At 50.4% G+C, this 24968-nt stretch carries 22 protein-coding genes; 10 read left to right on the forward strand and 12 right to left on the reverse strand.

Features of this window, described 5'->3' with window-relative positions:
* Positions 1 to 129: 129 nt before the first annotated feature.
* From QWI16_RS09410 to cap3, 8 genes are all read left to right on the forward strand, one after another.
* Positions 130 to 666: a site-specific integrase gene (locus tag QWI16_RS09410; RefSeq protein ID WP_302713178.1), complete on the forward strand. Its 537-nt coding sequence runs from the start codon at positions 130 to 132 to the stop codon at positions 664 to 666.
* On the forward strand, positions 591 to 869 hold the full coding sequence (locus tag QWI16_RS09415) for a tyrosine-type recombinase/integrase (protein ID WP_302712634.1): 279 nt from the start codon (positions 591 to 593) through the stop codon (positions 867 to 869). The genes QWI16_RS09410 and QWI16_RS09415 overlap by 76 nt, the downstream gene beginning before the upstream one ends.
* A gap of 123 nt (positions 870 to 992) precedes the next feature.
* Entirely contained in the window at positions 993 to 1496 is a 504-nt protein-coding gene (locus tag QWI16_RS09420) for a hypothetical protein (RefSeq protein WP_302712636.1), read from the forward strand.
* Positions 1497 to 2180 (forward strand): hypothetical protein, encoded by a 684-nt coding sequence (locus QWI16_RS09425; RefSeq protein ID WP_302712637.1) that lies wholly within the window; start codon positions 1497 to 1499, stop codon positions 2178 to 2180.
* 222 nt (positions 2181 to 2402) lie between these two features.
* A complete protein-coding gene (locus tag QWI16_RS09430) occupies positions 2403 to 3473 on the forward strand; it encodes a CBASS cGAMP-activated phospholipase (RefSeq protein WP_302712638.1) in 1071 nt (356 codons plus the stop codon).
* Positions 3474 to 3483: 10 nt separating this feature from the next.
* Positions 3484 to 4791: a CBASS cGAMP synthase gene (locus QWI16_RS09435; protein ID WP_302712639.1), complete on the forward strand. Its 1308-nt coding sequence runs from the start codon at positions 3484 to 3486 to the stop codon at positions 4789 to 4791.
* Between the two features lie 2 nt (positions 4792 to 4793).
* Positions 4794 to 6584 carry an E2/UBC family protein gene (locus QWI16_RS09440; RefSeq protein WP_302712641.1) on the forward strand — a complete coding sequence of 597 codons (1791 nt, stop codon included), beginning with the start codon at positions 4794 to 4796 and terminating at the stop codon, positions 6582 to 6584.
* Positions 6581 to 7057, forward strand: coding sequence for a CBASS system CD-NTase/cGAS isopeptidase Cap3 (gene cap3, locus QWI16_RS18735; protein ID WP_368045290.1), 477 nt, complete (start codon positions 6581 to 6583; stop codon positions 7055 to 7057). Before QWI16_RS09440 ends, cap3 begins: the two co-directional genes overlap by 4 nt.
* 553 nt (positions 7058 to 7610) lie before the next feature.
* Here cap3 and QWI16_RS09445 read toward each other — a convergent pair.
* The 6 genes from QWI16_RS09445 to QWI16_RS09475 form a co-directional block, all read right to left on the reverse strand.
* Positions 7611 to 8783, reverse strand: a complete 1173-nt coding sequence (locus QWI16_RS09445) for a tyrosine-type recombinase/integrase (RefSeq protein WP_302712643.1) — start codon at positions 8781 to 8783, stop codon at positions 7611 to 7613.
* 111 nt (positions 8784 to 8894) lie between these two features.
* Positions 8895 to 11882 carry a Tn3 family transposase gene (locus QWI16_RS09450; protein ID WP_302712644.1) on the reverse strand — a complete coding sequence of 996 codons (2988 nt, stop codon included), beginning with the start codon at positions 11880 to 11882 and terminating at the stop codon, positions 8895 to 8897.
* A 9-nt stretch (positions 11883 to 11891) separates the two neighbouring features.
* The gene (locus QWI16_RS09455; protein ID WP_068810566.1) at positions 11892 to 12863 is read right to left on the reverse strand and encodes a site-specific integrase; all 972 of its coding nucleotides are present in this window, start codon (positions 12861 to 12863) and stop codon (positions 11892 to 11894) included.
* A gap of 24 nt (positions 12864 to 12887) precedes the next feature.
* A complete protein-coding gene (locus QWI16_RS09460; RefSeq protein WP_068810567.1) occupies positions 12888 to 13322 on the reverse strand; it encodes a type II toxin-antitoxin system VapC family toxin in 435 nt (144 codons plus the stop codon).
* The gene (locus tag QWI16_RS09465) at positions 13319 to 13540 is read right to left on the reverse strand and encodes an AbrB/MazE/SpoVT family DNA-binding domain-containing protein (RefSeq protein ID WP_068810568.1); all 222 of its coding nucleotides are present in this window, start codon (positions 13538 to 13540) and stop codon (positions 13319 to 13321) included. The genes QWI16_RS09460 and QWI16_RS09465 overlap by 4 nt, the downstream gene beginning before the upstream one ends.
* Positions 13541 to 13863: 323 nt before the next feature.
* Positions 13864 to 14760: a cation efflux transmembrane domain-containing protein gene (locus tag QWI16_RS09475; RefSeq protein ID WP_068810569.1), complete on the reverse strand. Its 897-nt coding sequence runs from the start codon at positions 14758 to 14760 to the stop codon at positions 13864 to 13866.
* A 93-nt stretch (positions 14761 to 14853) separates the two neighbouring features.
* Here QWI16_RS09475 and cadR point away from each other — a divergent pair, with 93 nt between their 5' ends.
* The gene (cadR, locus tag QWI16_RS09480; RefSeq protein WP_068810570.1) at positions 14854 to 15261 is read left to right on the forward strand and encodes a Cd(II)/Pb(II)-responsive transcriptional regulator; all 408 of its coding nucleotides are present in this window, start codon (positions 14854 to 14856) and stop codon (positions 15259 to 15261) included.
* Positions 15262 to 15490: 229 nt separating this feature from the next.
* Here cadR and QWI16_RS09485 read toward each other — a convergent pair whose 3' ends face one another.
* The 5 genes from QWI16_RS09485 to QWI16_RS09505 all read right to left on the reverse strand — a co-directional run bounded on the left by QWI16_RS09485 (position 15491) and on the right by QWI16_RS09505 (position 22434).
* Positions 15491 to 16375 (reverse strand): cation diffusion facilitator family transporter, encoded by an 885-nt coding sequence (locus tag QWI16_RS09485; protein ID WP_302712649.1) that lies wholly within the window; start codon positions 16373 to 16375, stop codon positions 15491 to 15493.
* 108 nt (positions 16376 to 16483) lie between these two features.
* Positions 16484 to 16825 (reverse strand): P-II family nitrogen regulator, encoded by a 342-nt coding sequence (locus QWI16_RS09490; RefSeq protein ID WP_253966757.1) that lies wholly within the window; start codon positions 16823 to 16825, stop codon positions 16484 to 16486.
* 9 nt (positions 16826 to 16834) lie between these two features.
* Positions 16835 to 19939, reverse strand: a complete 3105-nt coding sequence (locus QWI16_RS09495; RefSeq protein ID WP_253966758.1) for an efflux RND transporter permease subunit — start codon at positions 19937 to 19939, stop codon at positions 16835 to 16837.
* A gap of 15 nt (positions 19940 to 19954) precedes the next feature.
* Complete coding sequence (locus tag QWI16_RS09500) at positions 19955 to 21073, reverse strand: efflux RND transporter periplasmic adaptor subunit (protein ID WP_253966759.1); 1119 nt, start codon at positions 21071 to 21073, stop codon at positions 19955 to 19957.
* Entirely contained in the window at positions 21070 to 22434 is a 1365-nt protein-coding gene (locus QWI16_RS09505) for a TolC family protein (protein WP_302712651.1), read from the reverse strand. The genes QWI16_RS09500 and QWI16_RS09505 overlap by 4 nt, the downstream gene beginning before the upstream one ends.
* A gap of 720 nt (positions 22435 to 23154) precedes the next feature.
* Here QWI16_RS09505 and QWI16_RS09510 point away from each other — a divergent pair.
* On the forward strand, positions 23155 to 24174 hold the full coding sequence (locus QWI16_RS09510) for a DNA-binding protein (protein ID WP_302712652.1): 1020 nt from the start codon (positions 23155 to 23157) through the stop codon (positions 24172 to 24174).
* Between the two features lie 266 nt (positions 24175 to 24440).
* Here the strand turns inward: QWI16_RS09510 and QWI16_RS09515 are convergent, their stop codons facing one another.
* Entirely contained in the window at positions 24441 to 24800 is a 360-nt protein-coding gene (locus tag QWI16_RS09515; protein ID WP_302712653.1) for a hypothetical protein, read from the reverse strand.
* Positions 24801 to 24968 lie beyond the last annotated feature (168 nt).

Below are 24968 nucleotides of genomic sequence, written 5' to 3' on the forward strand. Positions count from 1 at the left end.
CGTTACCCATAGTTTGGTGCACACGGGCAGGGGGTCCGCCACCGTTTGCGCCACGCGGTGTTTGGGTGTAGATTTGTGCCATTCGGGCGGGCGTAACCCCCGCTCACGCGTACCAAAGGAACTGGGCAAATGGTGCAACACACCCCCTCAGACGAGCCATTACCGCCACGCGTCGCCGAGCGCCGTCAGCGGCTGTTCCGTGCCGTCGAGCCGCCCGCGGTCCGATTCCCCATCCAGTCCGTTCAGATCGACTGGGAGCGACTCGAGGCGAAACGCCCGGTGCTGCTCGACACCCTCGACGCCATGCCAGCCTACCTGCTCAAACCCGAAGTGCTGCGGTTGCTCGCCGCCGAGAAGCACCCACGCGACCGGCTGATCCTGGACCTGATGTGGACCACCGGGGCCCGCGTCTCCGAGGTGCTGGCCTTGACCCCCAGCTCGTTCAAGGACGACGGCTTCGACTACGGCGTGGTCCTGAAAACCCTCAAGCAGCGACCCGGCCGTCCAAGCGGACCCTGCAACGCTCCGCCAAGCGCGATGTCCCCATCCTTGACCTGGGGCTGCAGTCTCGGATCCAGAGCTATCTGTATTTGGGGCAATTTCGGCAGGGGCAGCGGGTCTTCCCGATCAGTCGGCAGACGGTCAACCGGCACATTCATAAATTGATTGACGGGGTAGGGGGCGCGCCGTTTCCCATCAGCGCCCACACCTTTCGGCATTCGTTTGCGATTCACCTGCTATTGCATGGCCGGCCGCTCAAGTATGTCAGCCAGCTGCTCGGGCACCGCAACGTCGAGTCCACCGAGATCTACACCAACGTGTTGACCTTCGATGGGGTGCATTTTTTGGACGGGGTAGATTTTCACTGACAAGCATGATGTTATTGATGAAGATTTCAACCCTCAGATTGTTTAAGTTTGGCGCTCATTGAGCTAGCACTAGATTATTAACTTATGTTTTTTTGTTCTCCTTTGTTTGCAGGTGAGGCTCCATTGTTTACAAAAAAATCGGTGTATGCAGTTTTGGACAACCCGGCAATTCGTTCTCAAATTAATAATCAAGTACTAGACTTGCTTGCAACTATTGCTAGCAATAGACGCGAAGACTTTTCTGGCGCAGGTTTACTATTTTATGGCGACTTGTCTAAACTGCCTCATTTGCAAATGAGCTTAGGACCTGGCGGCCTACCCAAGTCTCAAATCAGAGGTTATGACATAGCGTCTATCGTGACTTCACTTTCAAGGACGCTCACGCCTCTACATGATGGATTCCACTTTATCGATGTGCAATCATGGAAAATAACACATATATCGCAGTTCATCTCCCCCCCAATCCCGCATGATGCTGCGAGTAAATTTAATGGTGCGGGTGCTCGATTTATGTCCGCCGCGTTAGCATCGATTCTTCCCGGTATAGTATGTGTTGGTCTTGTATCGAGACAAGGTAAAATTCATTTGCTATGTAATGGAACTGATGTATGCAACGAGATTGAATAGATGGCGAATATTGCTCTTTCTATTAATGATTTTAAAAAAGCCCTACTTTTCGTCACCCTCACCACCATAACAATTGGGGGTATTGTTGGGTTGGTACGTCAATTCGGTTTTGGAGATGACAGCCTAAAAGCTCTAACCCTAGGTTTAGCTTCTAGTGTTAGTTGGGCAATTGCAGCTTCGGTGTGGGCATTTCGGCGTCCATGGACGGTCGAGTTTTTGGCGCGTTGGTCAGGTAGGCCAATTATTCACGGTGTGTGGTTTGGTAGTCTATATACTAACTACGACACTAGTAGCAGTGATAGTTCGAATGCTATTCCAATTGCTTTTGTAATCAAGCAAACGTACCTAGGTTATTCTCTGCTATCGTACACTGAGAACAGAGAGAGCCAAACCTTGATGGAAGCCTTATCCGTTGATGATCAACATAGTACGGTGCACTTGCGTTACATGTACGAGTTCTATATTCGCAAACCGAAGGAGCGAAAACTCATCACCGGCGCCGCCGAATTGAAGTTAATTGAGGCTGGAAGTCGACTCAAAGGGCACTATCTGACAAACTCGCCTACTCAAGGGTTCGTGGATCTGAATCTAATTCAAAGAGATTGCAACGGCATAGATACGTTTGGGGCGGCGCAGAAGTTATACATAGAAAGGAAAGCCCATCGAAAAGCGGAAGAGGGGTAAGCAGTGACCTGGGTCTCTGCCTAAAGAGTCCGAAAGTGCATATCGGCTATTATTTGGGCTAATCTCAGTGATTTGCGCGGGCGTAAAGGATGCGGCTTAATTGAATGTGTAGAGTTTCTATTGCCCGCCTCACAAAAAATGAAAAAAATCGTCATTTTGGCTATTGAATAACCAGACTTTGCCCTTATGTACTACCTATTTATAGGCTCAGGACACTTGTTTATGGACAATTCTGCTTCCGGATTGATAGATAAAAGAGTTCGAATTCTTAGTCTAAATGGTGGCGGGGTTCGCGGGCTCTATACAATCAATGTATTAGCTGAAATTGAGCGTATTATTGCTGCCAACACTGGGGGCGATAATGCCAATGTTGGCGACTATTTCGACTTAGTTACCGGCACATCAATTGGCGGGATACTTGCGTTGGGGCTGGCAGCAGGAAAGTCAGCCCGCGACTTAGAAAGTATCTTCCATGAGAAAGCTCCAATAATTTTCCCCGAATTACGTGGCTGGTTTATTCAGTGGAGATACATGCTTAAGGGATCAGTTGGACCTTTATATAAAAGCGCTCCTTTAGAGAACGCAGTAAAGGATATGGTAGGCCCATCGACGACCTTCAATGATCTAAGCCGAAGAATTGTGATTCCGGCAGTTAACTTGTCCACAGGCAAGCCTCAATTCTTTAAAACTCCTCACAATCCAAAGTTTAACAGAGATGGAAAATTAAAATTAGTGGATGCAGCTATGGCAACTTCGGCTGCACCTGTGTATTTCAAACCACATTACTGTGAAGACTTAAAAGCCTATTTTGCTGATGGCGGCTTAGTGGCCAACAACCCAAGCTACATTGGAATGCTGGAGGTCTTCAGAGATATGAGATCGGACTTCCCAAACTCCGATTATTCGGATGTTCATATACTAAACATTGGGACACTGGGCGAAGAGTATACAATCAGCCCAAAAGCTCTATTATCTAGGAATAGTGGCTACTTGGGTCTTTGGGGGGGAGGGAAGCGATTGGTTTTGGCTACCATGACAGCCAATCAGATACTTCATCGAAATATGCTTGAACGTGATCTATATCTCCATGACGCCAAAGACAATTACCTTTATATTGATGACATGATACCAAACGAGGCCGCAAGTGACATTACATTGGACAATGCCACCGAAAGCACTTTAAGGAATCTATCCGGCAGGGGGCGCCAGAAGGCAACAGAAGAGTTCACAAAAAATATGTCACTAAGGGCTTTCTTTGACAAGAAGGCCCTTCCATTCAAGGACTGCAAGTAGGGGACTAATAATGACCTGGGACTTTCACAATTTTTTTAATAATCGTAAAGATGGGCTTGTTAGCAAGCTTCTTCTTAGCGAAGCTCAAAAAAATGAATTAAAGAAATTAAGAGGGATCGTACGAAGAAGAACTAAAGAGATCTTTGAGGAAGCGCAGTCTATTTCACGTGAAATAGGTAAGAACAGCCTTTCGCTAGAAATGGTAGAGCAAAAGTTCAACCGGACTAAAATTCAGTACTTGTCGAAAGCTGAGAAAAATAGACTTGCAAAACTTCTACTTGAGCTTAGTCCGGATGCAAAGATGGAATTTGACAATCTAATTCCTAGGTTCGCGACTCAAGGAAGCTTTCAGTACGACACTCTGAATCGTCCATATTATGCAAAACAAGAAATGGACATAGATGATGGCACATATATGCCCATGACAATCTTTAAAGGAGAGCCAAGAATAGGCCACACAATACTTCTTCTGCTAGTAGATGCATCACTAAAATCCCTTGAAAGTGAAAATGAAGATTGGAAGTTTGAAGCCAAGCAAACCTGCGGACGAATATCAATTAAGAGAGAAAAGACTCATATTGATGTTCCAATGTATGCAATACCAATTGAGCAATTTATCCAAAAAGAGCAAGCATTCTGTACGATGAATGAAATGCGTATAGGCGCAATTTCATACTCTGAATTCTCTGATCGGATGCAGGAGAAAAAAATTGACTATGAAGTGGATGCAGAAAGCGTAAATCTAGCCTTAAGAGAAGGTGATAAAAGATGGACAAATAGTGATCCAAAAATTGTAGAAAAATGGTTTTCTGAAAGCTGCGCAAGAATTGGCTCTCAATTGAGGTATATAGTTAGATACATGAAGGCATGGAGGGATGCACAGTGGGATGTAGGTGGCCCTTCTTCAATATGCTTAATGGCAGCCTGCGTGAATATTCTAAATAAGGAGCCTTGTGACGAAAGTAATATGTGGTCCACTATAAAGCTCCTAGCTGAAAAACTTCCTGCCGAATTTGAAAATGGAATAGAAAGTCCAGATAGTACAGATGAAAAACCTCTATTCCTTCCTAAGGAGTATCACGGTGACTTTGAAAAAGGAATATTGGATAAAATAAAAAATCTTTCAGGAATACTAAATTCTGCTGAAAATGCAAAAACTAAAGATGATGCTCTAAAAATAATTAGTGAAGCCTTCGGTGATCGTGTTAAAAATTCAGAAATTATTGTATCTGCGTCAGCGAGCGCTGCATTCCAGCAAGATCCGGATGCTGAGTCGAAGCCTGAAACAATTAGCGTATCTATGAAAAGCGGCATTTAGTTGTGTCAGCCAAATTGCACAAAATTCTATTAACGTGTGGATTTCGCTACGTATTTTCAAGGGATTTCCCTAAAAACGCGTTTTTTTACAAGAAAGGCCTATGGGAAGAAGGTCATTATTCTAAAAAATACAAAACAGATGGAGGTGACTTTTCGGTTGCTCTATTATTCAAGGGCGACCCTCATATAGAGCTCCCTCATGCAATACTTACCGAAATCCCCGATCAATATACTGGACGCTTGGTGCCACATATTAATTATGGACTAGGACTATGCTATGTGGAGGAAATGGAGGCCGATTGGAACCCTAACAACCTTGCGGGCCTCTATAGACAGGTAGACAAACAAATTCAAAAAACTCTCAATTGTGCGGTCAAAGCAGTAAACAACGGTTTGGCAGACGAAATTGAACTTGAGGGAGAGTTTTCAGCCTATTGGGAGCCGACTGGAAAGCTGTATCTTTTATGCAATGTCAATGAATCAATTCACGTGTCAATGCATCTTTTGCACATGAAAAAGTCAGAATTGCGAGTGGATCAATTTTTAACATACGACAAAAATGATAGAGCCACACCAGCGAAATGGCTTGCATGCCAAGGGTATACTGTAGATGAAGTAGATATGATGCATGCTGATACACACTTCATTAAGTGCTCTCCATCCAAGTTGGCCGGGGTAGAGTGGCCGCCAGGAAACTTAAAGTATTTAGTTAGGTGGTTATCTGAGGTTGATCAGAAGGCAAGAAATCAACTTGTAACCATGCTGGTAGAAACTTCAAGTGAGAAAAATGTTGTTATTTTGGATGTCAGTAATCAGGGGCTTTTAGCTTTTAGCGTAGAAATCTCTAGAGGGATTATTAAGAAATGGAAAGCTAGGAAAGGAAAATCCAAAGCTTTTAAAATAATAGAGGCAAGTAGTCGCCTGACAAGCCCCCTTACTTCAAGGAACTTTCAGCGACTAAAGGTTATCGACGCTAGCCGAGATGCACTACTTAGCCGAAATATAAAGAAAGACAACAGAATAACCCTATCAGAAAAAAGAATTGCACTTATAGGCTGTGGAACTATAGGTGGATACTTGGCTGGATTGCTACTTAGAAATTCAGCTGGGTGTGGAGAAAATAGTCTGCACCTGTATGACAAAGACACATTAAGTCCTCATAACTTTAGCCGACATTCTTTACCTAGTAATTATTTCAATAGTAATAAAGCCACAGCTCTCGCTGCAAATCTGGTGAATTCCACGTATATTGCAAACCAGGAAAGCATTAAAGGGTTCCCGGAAAATTTTCCCATTAACAACAAAAAATTAGAAGAGTACGATATAATTATTGATGCTACAGGTCGAGGCCCTGTTTCTAAGCGTCTAGCTCATATCGCAAGAACTTTAGATTTATCTAAGCGGCCCATATTAATTCATGCATTCAATGATGGAAATGGACGAGCATCGAAAGTTTTTGTCGATGATGGCCGCTGCTGCTATGGTTGCCTAGTGAGTGACCCTAAAACTTATTCAAATGAAAACGACATCAGATTCGGCGCTATTGATATATCGGCTGAGCGAGTCGCGGTCTGCGGAGGAACTTATACACCTTACAGTGCTGCAGTAAGCCATATAACAGCAGCGCTTGCATTGCAGTCTATTTTAAACTTGCTTGATAACGAAATAGATTGGAATTACTCAGAGTGTATGCTTAACGGCGATCAATCAAAGCAGCCATTGATACTAACGGCAAACCCCCGGTGTAGAATATGTGGCACTGAAAGACTAAAAGCAACGAATGATTCCGCATGAACGAAGACTGGGTATATGAGGACTGTGATGGCAAGCTAGTGGTAATATTAAACCATATTGTCAAACGACTGCTGGAGCACCGTCAACTAAAAATTGATAGCGTGGAAGCCGGAGGAGTTCTAATTGGGGAGCGTAGAGGATCTAATTTGGTTGTTTGCGATATGTCCGAGCCTGGACCAGGAGACGTCCAGTCGCGAACGAGTATTGACAGGAGGGGATCCCACCATCAGGAGAAAGTCGATCAATCATTCAAAGCTTCCGAGGGATTCCATTTATATCTCGGTGAATGGCACACTCATCCCGAAGATATTCCCTCTCCCTCCTTACGGGATCTAACCTCTTGGAGATTAAACTTGGTAAGAAGCAAGACAATGCTTGTGCTGATTGTTGGTAGGCAGGATCTTTGGATAGCTAAAGTGTCTGGAAATACTATTGTAGAGCTACGGCCAATAGCCAGAAACCACAACAAATAAAGGAAACAGGTGGAGTCAACAATGTCAAAAGTTGTAAGCACTTCCCGAGGTCAATTTCTATCGCCCCGCCACCCTTAATGTGCTTAGTGATCTCCGAGAGGCTTAGAAGAAGAATTGGCTGCTTTCCGACCATGAGAAAGTGACGACCATGAGGTAACAAGGTTAAAAATGCTGATGATTTTACTGTTGAAGCAGAAGGATTGGAGGTAAATCCTTCGTCATGGTACGAATAAGAAACCTAGTCCAATGCGTTTAAAGCATCTTCTAAAACCTCCTGGGGCGGCTCCTCATAAATCAAGGTAGTTGATGGATTAACGTGGCCAGAATTTTTTTGAGCTATTTTGACTGATTTGTTCTGTTTATGGATGACATTGGTTATCAGCGAACGTCGACACACTATGTGAACTGGCTTTCTCAATTTGAGCCCAGTCACGCAGCATTAGAGCCATGTGCTCTTGCAATGTATCTGGGGAATAGTGGACTTCCCACGATACCGAGGACACTCTGGATTCACAAAAACACCAAGGCATCTAAATTTCGAATTCTGCAGATGTCAGCCCTCAGTATCTTGAGATAAATGAGTGATAGGCTCCCTCGGCTTGTCCCATTCGAGTCTTTGCGTTAATTCCGCCATGCCACTGCGTTTCGCCTGTATACGCTTGGCGTATTGAGTCAGCATCGCCATGGATTTCCATCGCCCGGACAGCATGATCTTGGCCGAATCCACATTCCGTTCGACCATTTCTTGTGCCGCACCCACCCGGTTGGAGTGGCCAGAGAATACCGACGGCTCCAGACCTAACCGACCGGCCGTACGTTTAAAACAGCGCGACACACCTCGTTCCGACAAGCGATCACCCATTTTGCCGCTGGAGTAGATGCCGCGAAAGATCGCTCCCGAGCTTTGCCCGCTGCGACGCTGCCAACCCAGGAGCAAATCGGTGGTGTTGCGAGAGAGGTACAGATAGGAGCCGTCACCTTCTTGATCGGTTTTATGCCAATCAAGCTCTAATAGGCTGGACCCATCCGAGTCGATGCGCAGATCCTCCCAATCGAAGCGCACCAATTCAGATTGACGGCAAAGCGTTTCAAAGCCAACGAAGAGTAGGGCGATGTCTTGGCAATCGCGCGCAATGGCGGGGTCGAACAATGAGAGCGCTTGCTCCAGGTGAGCGACCCTCAGACCTTCGGCCTGGCGACGTTTATTCTTCACCATCTTGCGAATGCGGCCGAGTCGGTTCTTCACCTTAAAGGAAGCGCGCGGGTCGTCCAGCTCGAGTGCGTGGGCCCAGGCCACCAAACTGGACACCCGCCGATCAATGGCCGAGCGTTTGCGGCCTTCAGCCATCATGTAGGACAGATGAGCATCCACCACGTAACCTTCAAAGGGTAGCGGCGGATAGTCCATGCGCACGCAGTATTCCACGTACTGGCACAGATCGCTGTAGCGGGCGATTTCGGTGTTGTCTGGCACGGTATCTAGCATGTCCATTGAACGGCGATCAAACCGCTCAAACAACGCCAAGGGCAGGGCAGTCTTCAAGGACTTCAGCAAACGGTCCCGGTAGGCAGAGATTTTCAGCTGATGGGGCGTTTTACGGGGGATAACCAACTGGCTCTCTAACGTGCCATTGACCCGGTGGTCGGACCGCAGGGTCACGTTCCTCTTGCCGGCAGCGACCCGGGCGGCGTTTTTGTCGCTGACATCGGCGGGGAATTCGCTCATTCAACGGGATCTCACGGACGGTTAAAAATCGACCTAATGGAGGTCCGGCCGGTAAAACTGTAAAATTCAGCCACTAGCCTCGTAAGCGATTGATCCAAAACCATTTTCCCGTTATTCGATTTCCAGCTCGAAAGCCATTGGTTTGAATTTCTTGGACAAATCAATTTCGAAGCTGCCAAGTCTACCAAGGTGTTCTGCGTGGTATGGCGAGAAGCTGGCCATGTGCTCTCGCGTAATGTTGTGACCTTCCGTCGTCAGTTGGTTGAAGACCTCCGTCATTGCATTCACGTTGTAAAGAATCGCAACGTTGGCAAGCAAGTGATTGTATTTCACAATCTTGTTTTGCTCATGCCTGAGGTTCGCGCTGATCTTCCCGCCGTTAGCAAAAAACAACCAGCGCGCAAATTCGTTGAACTCTTCACTCTTACATGTGGCGGCCTGAATCGTCCTCCGCAGGTCAAGGTCGGTAACATAGTCCAGCAAAAACATGGTTCTGACGACCCTTCCCAGCTCCCGAAATGCAAAGTACAGCTTATTCTTGCGGTTTTTGGTGCCAAATCGCCTGAGAATGGTCGATGCGGTGATCTTGCCCGTTTTTACCGACATGGCGGTTCTCATCATATCGGGGTAATGCGTCTGAATGAGCTCCCACCGGATGGGATCGCTGAATAGCGACTGGATATGTTGTAACACCAGTTCCCTGTCTGGCTTGTAGAACGTTAGGTCTTTGATGTTGCGGATGCGAGGCATCAGTTTAATGCCCAGTAGGTAGGCCAACCCGAACACCGGCGTTGACTGCGCCTGAGTGTCGCCGTGCACGGTATCCGGATTGAAGTCGGATTCGTCGTTCAAGAGACCATCGAGAATGTAGATGGCCTCGTAGACACCGCACGGAATGAACCGGCTGAACAATGCAATGTAGGTATCGGAGACATGGTAGTAAGCGATACCCCCGTAACTGCCGTATCGCAGATGGTATTCGGATAGCAGATTGTCCTCGTACAGGTCCCAAAGCTTGCCATCAGCAGACACGCTGTTGCCTGAGCCCCAACACTCAATTAGGCCATACTTCTTGTAAGCATTGTTGACCTTGGCGATGGCCTTATCAAGGCGCTCTTCGGTCGTTCTTTTGAGACTGATCCAGGCGATCTGTTTACGGGAAATGCCTTTCACTGATCGGGCCGTTTCTGTCGGGCCGATGTTGGTTCCGTAGCAGAACAACGTCAGTACGAAGCGTAAAAAAGGGTCGTCGATACGTGAATCAAAGCCGGATAGCGGACCGAATTGGTGGTTCAAATTAAGCCATTTTTCCACGGTGATGGCCAGATCAAGCAGGTTAATTTTCTCCAGGCGATCTTTAAGCAAGGCAGCGATGGCTTCAATTTCGGGCGGCGGCTCATCGGTTTTGGCCTTACCAATAACAAGCTTCCCATTTTCAATACGAACCAGTTCGTCATCCGGAAAACGCTGATCCGCTTTCTGACAAGAGTTTGTCATGGCGCTTTTCAATGCCTGTGTGAAGGCGGGGGCCCCGGCGACCAGGCCGACCTGCTCGCAGTACGGTCCTAACCCGGCCTCGTACTCTTCCCAAGTGATCATTTGCTCGCGATAGTCGTCGAAGGTTTCGCTGTAAGGGATGAACAAGTCACCCGTGCTCAGTTCCTCCGCGATTCGCTCGAATACGCATAGTTCGAAGCACAGTTTATTGACATGGGTAACAGTTGCAGACTTCGTGGACTTGCCGGTTACCAGCTTCCACCATTTATCTCGAATCCACCGGATGTTCATCACGTTCTTACTTGAAGGGGAGTCGGGGTCACTTAGAATGCACAGGGTTTCAGTGCGGCGCTTTTTGTGCTTGAGGATAAATCGGAAAGCCTTGAGAAGGTCTTTATCTTCAGTGGCCGACGCGAGGTTTAGTATCTCGATCGTGCGAAACAACGTGGCTCGCTGCTTTTTGTACAGCGGCATCATGAAAGGCAGGTAGTTGTTGCCAGCGTAGGCCATGTACTGTTCGCACATCTGCAAGATCAGCTTGCTGTCCTTGCCCAGCACAGGATCGAAGGCGGTCACCGTTTTGGGCTTATCCAGGTATATCTGGATTGTACCGGACAATATCGCAATGAGCCGATCCGTCTGCTTTTGGTGATGAGCCAGATACTCCTCCAGCTTCTTTTCCGCCGTGCGATCCATCTTCTGAAGGAGCTTGATGACGATCTCAGCGGCCTTATCCAGGGTTTGGGCGTACTGATGACGAATCAGCACGATCATCAGTGCCGTGCGTTTGCTCACCTTGAGTTTCATCAGTTCAGCGTGATCGAGAGCCTTGGCTTCGTTGATGAATTGCCGGTGCTTGACAGGTGGCAACCCCAGATCTATGGGTAAGCTATTTTGCAGGGACGTCAGCCATTCCAGATAGGTGATGTAGGCCTGAATATTTCGAGGCGTAGGCCGTTTGGGCTCGTTTTTCAGGGTGTTCCAGCCAAAACCACTCGCACCACCGGCAGATCGGAGCATTTGCCCGATGAGCTGGCGACCTCCGGCCGTCAGATAGCCGCAGAGCTGATCATAGTACCTGTCATTGACTTCTCGGCGCGCCGATTGGCATAGTCGGTCGAGAGCGCTAAATGCAGGCAGTTCGTACTTCTCCTTGACCAGGTACTCCAGGGTGACATTGATGATATCGGCCAATGCCTCTTTGGTGGCGGCCGCCTCCAGCGCCCAGCCCCGCACCAGAGCACCCGTTGTTTCGCTATCGAAAGGTCGAATATTCAGGTACTGGCGAATGAATTTGACGTGCCGAATTTTCGCGCCCGAGGCGAAATAGGTCTGCAGTTCCTTACGAGATGTTCGGGAACGACTGTGAGCTCTGATGTGGTTGAGGATAACGTCTGGCACCTCGCCCAGTGTGGCAAAGCGCCCCAGCCTTTGAACCAGTTTCAGCTGCACCAGTAATCCGAGATACGAGGCGCTGGTACGTTTACAGTGACGTTGGGCGAAGCGAAGCTCTTTGTCTGTCGGCGTATACACATCCCCGACCTCGTGTGGCGAGAGGTCTTTCCTAAGGCGCGGGTACGCGGTGTGGTAGATGGCTACCATGGCAAGTGCTTATTTTGTCTCAGGTGAGTTTGAGGGACCACCGCAAGCCTCGGCTTCGTTCGGCCCGCGTCCAATCCGAAGGCGGGCGAACGGATCAGGTGCATCGATGTAGCGCATTGCGGAATGAACGTCTCTCCATCCCACATACTCCATCAAAGACTTCGTGTCCCAGCGATGATCATTGGCCCAGTTCGCAAACCCTCGGCGCAAGGAATGACTGCTGAACGCGTCCGAACCCTCTATGCCTGCCTCTTGGCAACAAGATCTGACGATGGCGATGATACTGTTCGGGTGCAGTGCTTCGCCCGCAAGCTGACCCCAACGGTTAATGGCCCGGAATACCGGTCCTCGCTTGATCTGTGCCGCATTAGTCCATTCCAAATAGGCTTCTACAGGACACAGCTGTCTGAGTGCCGGCGCTTTGAAATAGCGCCCTTGCCCAGAGCGGTCACTTTTGGTGCGGGATAGGTAAATCTCCATGCCAGAGCCAGGCTCCACCTGGATATGCTCCGCATTGAGCCGCGCCAACTCGTCGCTTCGAAAAGCCCGCCAAAAACCGATCAGCATAAGTGCTTTGTTGCGAAGCGGTTGCAATGGCAACTGGTGTGCATCTTGTCGAGCAATCTGCTGATCAAGGTGCGATACGATGGCCGTCAGCTGCACCAACTGGATGGGCCTGGCCCGCTTTTCTGGGGCCGGGTGCAGTTCGGCAATGCCCTTGAGCACCTTTTTTACATGGGGTGCTTTGGTCGGATCGGGAAAACCTTGCTCAAGGTGCCAGGCCGCCAGACCCGCGAGCCGCTGGCGCAAGGTGTTTAATGAGTGAGTGCGGGCGTGGTCCACCAGGTAACGCGCAACGCTATTGGCCGTAGCTGGCAGAAACCCGCCCCATTGGTCCTCGAAGTGCTGGACGGCGGCTTGGTAGGCCTTGCGGGTGTTGGCGCGGGTAGCCGCGTGTATGTAGTGGTCAATGCTGCTCATGCCGACCTTTTAATCTTTATCGAATTATGGGCTTAGCGTCCTTGGTATCTCCCGGGCCGCGATATCGAAGGTGTAAACGCCTTTGAGCGCCTGGTGCCACTGCTGTGCTTGGTGCTGGGCCTTGTTCACAATAAGTGCGTCGGGAAAGTCGGCGCTTTTTTTCTTGCCACCGACCTTCACCGGCTGCGCTTTTTTATAGTCATTCAGAGCACGCCACACGGTCTGCCCATCCTCAAAGACAATGTTCGGCTCCTCAAACAGCGCACTGATCACGCCAGCAATGGCCTCACGGTCAAGCTTGTAGCGCTTACCCGTTAGAACCCACATTGTCTCCACCAGCACGACATCCGTCACCAGAACGGGTACAGGACCCGTGATCAGTGACATGGCCTTATGCGACTGAGCCTTATTGTCCAGCAGCAGGTACCGAAGCAGCACATTGGTATCAATGGCAATCACGCACGGATACCGCTTTGACGGGAATCGTCCTCACTCACCTGGCGATCCACGCGGATGCCCTTGAGAATCCCGCGCGCGGCGCCTGAGACTTTTTTGATGATAGTAATGTGCCCGTCGTTGTCCACGTAGCTTTCGTATTCATCACCAGGCTCGATGCCCGCCAGCCGGCATTGATCCACAGGTAGCGTGATCTGCCGCTTTGAGCTAACTTTTGGCATAGGACACCTCTTTACATTGCGCCGTTCTGTAAAGGATACCAATGCCTTTACAAGCGGTCAATACGTAAAGATTCTATATGTGGGGGCGTGTAACCGACCTTGATCAACGCGCTGCCAGCCTCCACCATTCGCAAAAAGACTGAAGGCGGCTCCGGTGTTTCATAGATGTACACAGGTAAAGAAAGGGGCCACCGGAGCGGACTCGCCATAAGTCATTGACTGTTGGACCAGCCATTTCACAACCTCGTCAGACGCTGCTAGCAGTTCAGAGTGGACAACAACAGGGCATATGGCGAGAGATTTTTGCCAATAATGATCATTATTTAACCCTTGAGCGCCAGAATACGCCTGGCACCGTTAAGCACGATGATCCCCGCGATGGTGCCGATAATCAGATCCGGATAATTGGATCCGGTCCACGCGACCAAGGCGCCAGCGGCGATGACACCCATGTTAATCACCACGTCGTTGGCCGAGAATATCCAGCTTGCCTTCATATGTGCGCCGCCTTCGCGGTGTTTGGAGATCAACAGCAGACAACCGGTATTGGCGATCAAAGCGACGGAGGCGATGGCCATCATCATCAGCGATTCGGGCTCACTACCAAATACAAAGCGTCTCACCACTTCTACGAGTACGCCGAGAGCCAAAATCAGTTGAAGTACACCAGCAAGATGCGCGGCACGTACCTGCATTTTCACGCTATGCCCAACCGCATAAAGGGCGAGCCCATACACTGCCGCATCGGCAAAATTATCTAGGGACTCTCCAATCAGTCCGGTGGACTGGGCGATCAGACCGGCAGTCATTTCCACCACGAACAGGAGTGCGTTGATGCCAAGCAACCAGCGCAGGGTGTCGGACTCCTGCGTAGCAGAGGCTGCTGAGCTCTTAGCGATCTTGATTGTCTCTGGGTCGGCAGTCACGGTTTCCTGAAGAGAGGCACCTAGCCCTAAGGTCGTCAGCTTCGCAGTAATGGGCACAACCGAGCCGTCATGCAAGACCTCCAACCGGCGGTTGGACAAGTCAAAGGACAGCATTCGGATCTCGTCAAAGCCGTTCAGTGCAAGGCGGATCATTCGCTCTTCAGATGGACAATCCATCTTCGGCACAGCATAGATGCTGACCCACTTCCCTGGCGATTCTGAGGAAGTCTGCAAATCGGAATCCGCTGCAGGTACTTTATCGCCGCCACAGGCGCCACCACAGGAGTTATTCATGGTACGGCTCCACTTGAATAATTTTGTGATATCATCATAAACCTTATAGCTACTATAGGGTCAATAGTAGAGAATCCGTTTAGGAGAAGCTTGGTGCGTATTGGTCAGTTGGCAGAGTTGGCTGGGGTCGATACACAGACGGTCCGCTTCTATGAACGTCAGGGTTTGTTACCGCCGCCTGATCGACAGGAGAATGGTTACCGTGTCTATACCGAGAAACATGGTGAGCGGCTGGCCTTCATCCGTCGGTGCAGAATCCTGGACCTGTCGCTAGCAGAAATTCACGAGCTACAGAGACATCAGGACGACCCTCACCAACCTTGTGCCGCCGTCAACGCCCTGCTCGATGAGCACATCTCTCATGTACGGTCGCGGATAACCGCTCTGCAAACGCTAGAGACACAACTCGTTTCGCTGAGAGCGAGCTGCAACGATGGCCGGGAGGTTGAGACTTGTGGAATTCTTGCCCGAATCAATGAGGAAAGCGTGCGTCAGCAGTAGCTTGAGCATCAACCAGATAATCCGGTGACAAGCTTGAACCAGCTCTGCTCAAACCGCCGTCGCCCGGCGTTTCGGCAACTCGAACCCCCGGAAAGAGGTGGTTTCTCGATTGACGGCCAAGCGACCCACTATGAGGAGGCTGTTTTTTAACAATGGCTAATGGTCAGGAGCATCCTTAATCAGGTAAGGCGGTATCCAACGCAAAAGTGGAAGCACCCGTAGGGCATGCTTACGCACTGCCGTGCTTTCTGTTGGTCTGCGTGTCGACACAGCCACTGCCTTCCTGCTCAATTTCAAGTGTTGAGTGGCTGACGTCAAATTGGTCATGAAGCACACCCTTTAAATTGGTCTTCACCCGTTCAAGATCGGGCAGATTGGCCTTCTTTACGACAACATGTGCTTCCAGTGCGATTGTGTGTTCAGCCAGTTCCCAGACATGTACATGATGGACACCCACAACATCGTCCACTTGCTCCATGGCGCTGATCACCTCATCAATGGAGACTCCGTTTGGTGTGCCTTCCATCAGTAAGTGAATGGTTTTCGGTAGCATACTGAAGCCTTGCCACAGCACGTACCCAGCGATCATCAACGTCAGCACAGTGTCCGTCCAGTACCAGCCATACAGCAGTATCAAGGTCCCCGCTATAACAACACCGACGGACGCCATCGCATCCGACACATTGTGCAAGAACGCGGCCTTTATGTTCATGCTGTTCTTTGACATCGTGTAGGTGAGTATGGCCGTGGCAAGATCTACAATTAGAGCGATACCTGCCACCACAACTATAGTCCAGCCTTCGACGGGCTGCGGAACAAATAGTCGTCCTATCGCCTCGTAGACAAGATACAAACCCACGATTACCAGAGTGACCAGATTGATCAAGGCAGCTATGGTTTCACTGCGTTGATAGCCGAAGGTTTTGAACGCATCGGGTGGTTTTCGACCAATTTTTCGTGCTATGAGCGCGATCGCCAACGACGCGGCATCGCTCAAATTATGGAGCGCATCAGCGATGAGCGACAAACTACCTGAAAGTATTCCGCCAACAACTTGTGCGAGCGTGAGTAATGCATTAACACAAATGGCCGTGACCAAACGTTTGTCGCCCATATCACCGGCACTATGGTTATGTTCATGTCCCACGGGATGACCTCTCTCAGAGTAAACAATTTGAGAAGAGTAGCAGGGGTGCTAATTGGCACCCCTGCTACTCAACGTTTAGACGACGTTGGTGTCTTCGATACCATCTTGAATGCGGATTGCCCGTCTAATATCGCTAATAAAGATACGGCCGTCCCCCCTAAGTCCTGTATGGGCTTCGGCCTTTAGCAGCTCCACTACGGCATCGACGAGGTGGTCCTGACACACAACCTCCACCTTCACATGCTCGGAGAACTCTGAGGCACCAGCAATCGGGTGCGTGGCGCTGCTGTGCGCCTTGCTACGGCCAAAACCCCGAACTTCCGAGGCGCTCATCCCGGTGATTCCATCTAGTCGATGCAGCGCCAGAGTGACCGATTCCAGTTTCCGGGTTTTAATATAGGCTTTTATCTCTTGCATGGTGTCACCTCAAGACGTTGAGTTCTCGCCGTTGGAACGATCGGCGAACCAAGGGTAAAGAGCTGGTAGAATCACCAGCGTGAGAATGGTGGCGGTTACCAGCCCACCAATTACCACAGCCGCCAAAGGGCGCTGAACTTCGCTGCCGGTTCCGGTGGCAAACAGCAACGGCGCTAAACCGAGGCCTGTGGTCACGGCGGTCATGATGACCGGGCGCAATCGCGCCATCGCGCCTTGAACACAGGCTTTGCGCATGGGCACGCCATCACGCACTAACTCGTTTAAGTAACTGACCAGTACCAGACCGTTTTCAAGCGCTATGCCGAATAGGGCGATAAAGCCTACAGAGGCTGGCACTGACAAACTCAACCCCGCCAACCACAGCGACACAATACCCCCGACCAGAGCTAGGGGAATGTTAAGCATGATCAGCAGAGCATTACGCAAAGAACCGAAGTTTGCGTATAGCATCAGAAACACCAGCGCCAAGGTAATCGGAACTACCACCATCAGGCGTTTGTTGGCCTGCTGCTGAAGTTCAAATTGGCCGCCCCATTTCAGGAAGTAGCCCGGTGGAAGCTCCACCTGCTCGGTAATCATCTGGTCCGCCTCGGCCACATAGGAGCCGATATCACGGTCGCGGACGTTGGCCTGAATGGTGATAAATCTCTGATTATTTTCCCGGGTAACCTGTCGTGGACCAACCACTTCTTCCACGCTGGCGAGTTCACTGAGAGGAATCTGCTGCCCCAGTTCATTGCGAACCTTTAGGTCCCGAATAACCTCGGTTTTATCTCTTGACGACTCTGCCAGCCGCACATAGATATCGAAGCGACGAATACCTTCGAATACCTGACCGGCGCTCTCGCCACCTACACCAACCCTGATGGTTTCCTGCACATCCGACACATTCAAGTTATAGCGGGCTATAGCCTTCCGGTCCAACTGAACTTGGACTTGAGGCGTACCACCCACTTGGTCTTTCTGGACATCTTCTCCACCAGAGACTCGGCGCATGACCTCGGCAATCTCCGTGGCTTTACGATCCAGAACCTCCAGATCATCGCCAAATAGCTTAGCGGCCAGCTCGGCTTTCGTGCCTGTTAGCAGTTCATCAACAGCGGCTGCAATCGGCTGTGTAAAGTTGAACTTGGTGCCAGGAAAATCTTCGAACTCGGCACTCATTGCAGAGTATAGGCCGTCCAGTGTCTTCGCCGTCTTCCATTGCTCCTTGGGTTTAAGTCCGACAAAGATTTCCGCACTATTGACTGGGTCTGCATGTGCCCCGACTTCACCGCGACCGATGCGGGTTACTACCTGAGTTACTTCGGGAAAGCGCTCCAATAGTTGACGTTCAAACAGCGTCATCGACTGCTTGGCTTTATCAAGCGAGATGGAGGGCGCCATTGTAGCTCGGATCAATAGGTCTCCTTCGTTGAATCGCGGTACAAACTCCGAGCCGAGGCGTGGACCGATAACGACCCCGATTGTCAGAACCACCACTGCAATGGTCACACCAATCCAGCGGTTGCGAATAACGCCCTGAACGAGTGGTCGGTAACCCCGGGCGATCAAGCCAATAAGGCCACCGGGCTCGTCCGAAGTCTGAGTTGATTTAGGGCGGCGCATGATAAGCGAAGCCACCACCGGTGCCACTACCAATGCAAAGATCAACGAGCCCATCATGGCTAGAGATACCGTGTATGCCAGTGGCCGGAAAGTGGCACCTTCAACCCCCTGCAAGCTGAACAACGGCAAGAACACCACAATGATGATACTTATGGCAAAGAGTATTGGTCTTGCTACCGCCTGGCTGGCCCTCGCCACAATGTGCATGCGTGACTCATCCGAGGACGATTCACGTAAAAGTCGGTCGATGTTCTCTACCACGACTACAGCGCCGTCTACCATCATGCCAATGGCAATAGCTAGGCCGCCCAGAGACATCAGGTTTGCGGAAATCCCAAACCATTTCATGGCAATCAATGCCAAGCACACCGAAAACGGAATGGATAGGGCTACCACCAGGCTGGGGCGCCACCCTCCCATAAAGACGAGTAATATGATTGCGACTAAGACAATACCCTGGAGTAACGCATTCGTCACAGTAGAGACGGCGGCCTCGACCAATTGTGCCTGGTCATAATAGGGACTGACTTGAATTCCTTCCGGCAAATTAGCATTGATGGTTGTCAGCTCGTCCTTCACAGCACTGATCACGTTAGAGGTGTTGGCACCAATTAGCTTGAGCACCATACCTACCACGGCTTCGCCTTTACCATCCTTAGTGGTCAACCCTCGACGAATTTCCCCGCCAATAGTCAGCTCGCCGAGTTGGTGCAGGTAGACCGGCACTCCATCGGCACTTTTGACCACAATGTTACGCAAGTCATCCAGGTCTTCTGCGAGGCCGACAGAGCGAACGATGTATTGCTCGTCATTCTGGATGATAAACTGAGCACCCGCATTGGCGTTGTTCTGCTCGATCCGGCGTTTAACTTGTGGCAAGGAGATGTCAAAGCGCAATAGTGCGTCGGGATCAATGCGCACCTGAAACTGCTTGACGTTGCCGCCAATGGAAAGTACCTCGGTGACGCCTTTGACCGTCTGCAGATTGAACTTGACGATCCAGTCCTGAATCTCTCGCATATCGGTGCGGCTGTACTCGCCACTGGTGTCTTCCAGAACATAAAACAGAATCTGTCCCAGGCCGGTGGTGATCGGCCCCATAACCGGTTCACCAAATCCATCCGGAATGGCCTCTCTGGCCTGTTGCAATCGTTCGCTAACCAATTGTCGGGCGAAATAAATGTCGGTTCCATCTTCGAAATAGATGTTTACCACCGATAGACCAAAATTGGACACTGACCTGACGTGGTCTAGCTTCGGTAAACCATTCATGGAGCTTTCAAGAGGGTAGGTCACATATTTTTCTACTTCCTCCGGCGCGAGACCTTCAGTCTCAACAAATACCTGCACCAATGAGGGGGAAATGTCCGGGTAAGCGTCTACCGGTAAACTACGATAAGCGGCATAACCGCCAATCACACAAGCCAGTGCAATCACTACCACCAGCAGCCGGTTTTGCAACGCCGCTCTAATTATCGCCTGCATAAAAACCTCCGAGTACTAGTGGTTGTGGCCCGATTCGAATTCGCTCTTGAGCAAATCCGCTTTCAGCGTGAAGCCACCTTTCGCGACGTACTGTTCACCTGAGGAGACGCCCGACAGGATAACCACCTGACCTCGATCTTTTGCCCCTAGGACGACAGGCCTGGGGTGCCAACTGTCACCCTCTTTTACAAATACTACCTGACGGCCCTGATACTTGATTACCGCCGTCTGAGGCACCACCACTTCGGCTTCCGTCTCGGTCAGAGTTACCTCCGCATCAATGAACATGCCGGGTCTCCATTGGCCTGCGGCATTATCAAGATAAATTCGAGCCAGGCCGGTCCGCAGTTGTTCGCTGACCATGGGATCGAGATAGTCGATCTGGGTGTTGACAGGCTCGGGGCCGAACGTCGTGGAAATGCGCACCGGTTGGCCCTTTTTTACGAGCCCAATCTGTCGTGGATAGAGTGCAATATCGACCCAGAGCGTCGAAAGGTCCGCGACTACGAACGCTGCGTCACTAGGCTGGATATGTTCACCCAGCGTTACGGAACGATCAATGACAGTGCCGCGAATTAGGGACTTGAGCGAGAAACGTTGTAGGGTCTGAGAGCTTTCACCAATGGCCAGCGTATCTCCTGCGGCGACAGAATCGCCGATTCGGGCGCTAACATCGACAATCTGCGCAGGGTAGCGAGGGGTGATCTGAGCCACCGCCTCTTTATTCAGGCGGACCTCGCCCGGTAAAGACACGGTTTGACTCACTCTTCCGGGACTTGCGATACTCACTTCTGCGCCCAGCGCCCGTAGCGTTTGGGGATCTATCGAGGTGCTTTGCTCTTCATGTCCTCCATGTTCATCATGCTCCTCGTGGGCTTCCTCACCAGCTTCATCATGGGCTCCCTCGTTCTCTCCGTGGTCTTGGTGGTCATCATGACCTTCTTCGTGGTCCTCGTGCTCACTATGATCGTCGTGCTCGCCACTATCTTCGTCGTTATGGGTTTTCTCTTTTTGCGTCTGCTCATGCTCGTGATCGCTGTGTTCGGCTTCTTGAGCCTGTACGCTGATGCTGACTCCAGACAAAGGCAGCGCCATACTCATCATAAAAATCCAGAAAGATGCTAACGACTTCATGATTCACCTGCTTGTTCTTTAATGTAACGGGGTTGGGGTTCATAGGGTTCGGTGGCCCCATCGATTGAATTGGGAGTCAGACTCCATTGCCCGGTTAGGCCCGTGCCGGTGAGCTGTTCGAGAGTCACCAGTGTCTGGTGAAAATTTACAGCTGCTTTAAGTGCATCACTCTCTACCGCCAGACGTTCCCGTCCCGCATCGACTAGCTCAAGGTAGCTATACAAACCCTCTTGGTAGCCTCTGCGAATACTCTCAAAAGCGGCGCGCGCAGAAGGTAAAGCTTCACCCCGCAAGCGAGTTGCGGTGCTGCGAAATACCTCCAGCTCCTGATAAAGCCGTTGAATTCGGGCCATAAGATGTACCCGTGTGGCTTTCTCTTCCAGTGCCAGTTGCTCGTATTCTGCACGTCGAGCCCGGACCTCTCCCTGGTTACGGTCATTGACTCCAATAGGCATGGACAGGCTCAGAGTAAAAGCGTGATCGTCGGTTTCTTGCATTTGCTTGACGCCCACACCGATTCGAAGGTCTTGCCGACCCCGAGTTTGTGCCAACTGCAATTCCGCCTCGCGCAGGCGTTTTTCGGTGATATAGCGAGATAGCTGCGGCGCATTTTCTAGCTGGCGACGGATCTGGTTAAAATCAGGCAGCTCCACAAGTTGGTACAAATCGGCGTGAACCTGCTCAAAATTCGGTTCGCTCTCGCCCCATTGAGCAGCCAACGCCACCCGCGCAGACGCCAGTTGTTGATGGGCAGAGTCTACGGCGAGCTCCGCCCGTGTGACCAAAATGGCCGAGCGTTGAAGAGAAGCGTCACTGGCTGTTCCCGCTTGCGCACGCTTACGGATAGTCTCCCTGCTTTCTTGTGCTAATTCTAGCGACAGTGAAGCCAGTTGGATCTGTTCTTGGGCTTCGGCTACCCCGAGAAATCGGCGTACGGTTTCCGCGAGCACTTGCCAGCGGACTTGCTGATATTCGCTATCCACTAGATCGGTGCGGTAGCGGGCAACCTCTTGGCGCTGATCGCGCTTGCCGCCCAATTCGATCAGCTGGCTCAAGACAAGTGAGATTTCAGCGGAGTCCGTTCCGGCAAAGCGGCCGCTGCCGCCGATATTTTCTACTTCGGCAGCGAGCTCCGGGTTGGGACGCAAAGCGGCTTGAAGCTCGCGAGCTTCAGCCGCGCGGCGTCGATAAGAGAATTGCGCCAGCTCGGGATGGCGCTCCAACGTGTAGGCCAATGCTTCGTTTAATGAAAGAGGCATCGGCTCCGCCACAACGGGCGTGGCAGTCATGACCAATAGCAAAGCCCAGACCGCCAGTATCCCTCTCCTCTGAGAAGAGAGAGTTAATAAAGAAATAAACATGCATTACCTGCCTGAATTTTCAGTGATAGAAATATGCCGTTCTGCATAGGGCAAGGTGCCGAGCAAAAACCGACAGAGGATCTCTAGTGCATGAAATTAGGCAATGGGAGGGGGCACATCAGGTGCCAAAAAGTGCTGTGGAGGTAAAGACAGGTCTTCCGCTCGCCAACGAGGTGCGGAGGGTAAATCGAGCCCATGCCCACTGGTTTCAACAAAAAACAGATGGGAGTGGGCATGGCAGCTATGGCTGTGAACACAGCTCCCCCCAGGAGGGTGAGAGTGATTGCCGCGATCGGTGCCGACGTTACCCTCAGCATTGGCCAAATATTCCAACGCGGCCTCGTCTCCTGTTACTCGCTCATGCCAGTCCGCCGCGAATACGAGATTCGCGATAGCTAGCAACATTAAAAACAGGATCAGAGAGCGTTTTTTCATGCGGTTGAGTTTACTAGCAAGCGTTCAGGCAATACAACTCTTTTGCCGTTTACGGGACCTCACTCCTGATTGTCACGATTCTAACCGTCTTCATTAGGCCGCAGCTCTGGAAAAGCTATATCTGTACAGATTTTGGGGTCGATTTGGACAAAAAACGCTCTAATATTAGATAATTTCTTATTATTCTTTGTCATATATAGGCTGTGCTAAGCCTCATTCATGAGCTAGAATAGTACGTATATACATATTACGTATTATAGTACGAAATAAACAGGAGAGGACAGCATGGCTCGTGGCGGTATCAACAAAGCATTGGTGGCCAAGGCCCATCAGGCCGTTCTAGCCAGGGGAGAAAACCCGTCCATTGACGCGATACGCATTGAGCTCGGTAACACCGGCTCTAAATCAACGATTCATCGCTATCTCAAAGAATTGGAGGAAGAAGCGTCCACCAGGATGGACGATGAAGCACTGTTGAGCCAGCCCATCAGGGAACTCATTGCACGCCTAGCATCGCGTTTACAAGAAGAGGCCCATGGCATTGTTGATGAGAGCAAAAGCCACTATGAGCACCAGCTCAATGAACTCTCCGAGCGCTACGCCGCGCTCACTCAAGAGGCTGGCCAGATGGTCGATCAGCATAACGTGCTGGAACGCCGGCTTGACGAGACCTGTTCGGAGCTAAGTGCTAAATCCGCAGCCTGTGATGCCTTGGACAAACAGCTTAACGCGGCGACTCAGCGCGAGGCTAGCACGACGGCGCTGCTCAAGGAAAAGCAGGCTCATATCGAATCCCTTGAGGAAAAGCACCGCCACGGCCGAGAGGCGCTTGAGCATTATCGTGAATCAGTGAAAGAGCAGAGGGATCAGGATCAGTGCCGGCATGAGCATCAAATCCAGCAGCTCCAGGCTGAGATTCGCACGTTAAACCAGGCAATTTCGGTCAAGCAGGGCGATTTAACGCAGCTCAACAAAGACAACGCGCGCTTGGTCAGCGAGTTGAACGCTGCACGCAAAGTAACACAGGACCTCGAATCGAAGCTTACTCGGGCTGACACGAAGCTTGAAGATGCCAATAAGCAATTGCAAACCCAGTCGGCGGATCTGCAGCAGTACGCCGACAGCGCTCAACGCCAGGCCTCGCAAATCGATGAGCTGACGCAACGCCTTGAATCGGCGCAAAGCAAGGTGCAAGATTTTACCGTCAGCCAGGCCAAACTGGAGGCTGAGCTATCGGTTAAGAACGATATGATTGAGCGCCTAATGGCTGAAAACCGGCGCCAATATGACGAACCGGCCACGTAAGCGGGAGGTGATCCAGGATTGCTTCTAGATGTCCAATATTTTCCTTTAAAATCAATGAGATGTAGAGTTAGTGGCTGGATTTTACAGCTTTACCGGCCGGACCTCTAATGGTGGCATTTTAACCTATATATGTCAAATAAGTACAATTATAGGACATATATAATAAGCACTGAAATTTCCAGGTTCGGGCCGATTAGGATTGGAGATTGAGTAGTAGAGCGAGCCACTTGAAACATAGACCTTGCTACCCCTGGATTGCGTGCAAACTATGTACTTTCGGTGGTTTTATGAATGACTCCGCGGTACTTTCCAGAACAGAAGTAGCCGGCCCAAACATCGGCGTCGAAGCCAGATTGTATCCAATGGGCCCATCGCCCTAGGGCCACCGGCTGGCGAAGTGTTGAACCAGGCCTTTGCATAGCGCCAATTGAGGTGTCAGGCACGACAATACCGTCGTAGACCTTTGGACCTTCAATCTCAAAGACTTCAATGTGATCCCCGGCCTCCAAAAGAACGAGGCCTTCATACCCAGATTTGCCGTCCTGCATCAGCGCCCACATTACGCCTTCGGTTCCGGTTTCGAAGTATTCAATAAGCAAACCCGTGAGAGGAGTGGATGTGTTCATAAATACGCTAAGTAAAGAACAAGATGTTTCTCAGTATTACCCGATAGGCCTCGAAACTCAAAGGAAGATGATTTGTTGACTACACCCTTTATCCGGGATTTTCTTACTTTCGCTTCAAATTCCCACTGTCAAAAGCTATATCCGATTACTTTCATTTCTTAAACCCCA

Origin of the sequence: Gilvimarinus algae, assembly GCF_030518215.1 — a bacterium.
GTDB classification, from domain to species: domain Bacteria; phylum Pseudomonadota; class Gammaproteobacteria; order Pseudomonadales; family Cellvibrionaceae; genus Gilvimarinus; species Gilvimarinus algae.